Consider the following 802-nt stretch of genomic DNA (forward strand, 5'->3'; position numbering starts at 1 on the left):
TTGGTGGTGCTGCTGGTCGGCGCGCTGGCCGCGGCGGTGATGACCGAGCGCGGCACGCGGCTGGCCTGGCAGGCGGCCGTGGCGGTGCTGGGCGGGCGGCTCTCGGGCACGCTGGAAGGCGGTTCGCTGGCCGAGGGCGTGAGGATCTCGAAGCTGGCCTGGGTCACCCCCGGCGGCAAGGGCACCGAGGTGCGGATCGACCATGTGGAAGGGCGCTGGGCGCTCACGCGCGCGCCGCTGCGCTTCACGCTCGACTACCTGCGCGCCGGCACCATCGACGTGACGGTCGCGCCGTCGCCGCCCGATACCACGCCCACCACGCTGCCGCAGAACCTCGATCTTCCGCTGCAACTGACGCTGCGCGAGCTGCGCTTCGATACGCTGCGCATCCACGAGGCGGGCTCGACCACCGAGCTGACGAAGCTGCTCGCGCACGGGCAGAGCGATCGACGCCATCACGCGCTCACGCTGGAGCGGCTCGATACGCCGTTCGGCGCGCTGACGGCCGATGTGCGGCTCGACGGCGCGCGCCCGTTCGCGATCGCCGGCACGGCCGGTTATTCGGGCAAGGTGTCGAACGAGCAGGTTGACGCGCATGCCACGCTGTCGGGCTCGCTCGAGGCGCTGGTGCTCGACCTCGACGCTTCCGGCATGAAGCTGGCCGGGCGCGCCCATGTGGAGGCCGCGCCGTTCGGCGCGGTGCCGCTCACGCGCGCCACGCTGGCCTTCGATCACGTCAATCCGCGCGCGCTCGCGCCGGGCGCGCCGCAGGCCGAACTGGCGGTGCGCGCCGCGCTGGCGC

The 802-nt window shown here is 73.6% G+C and carries 1 pseudogene; it reads left to right on the forward strand.

The features are described from left to right. A pseudogene (locus F3J18_RS37640) lies at positions 1 to 802 on the forward strand (translocation and assembly module protein TamB); the annotation flags it as partial.

The sequence above is a fragment of the Burkholderia sp. Ax-1720 genome, from assembly GCF_011753035.1.
Classification (GTDB): domain Bacteria; phylum Pseudomonadota; class Gammaproteobacteria; order Burkholderiales; family Burkholderiaceae; genus Burkholderia; species Burkholderia gladioli.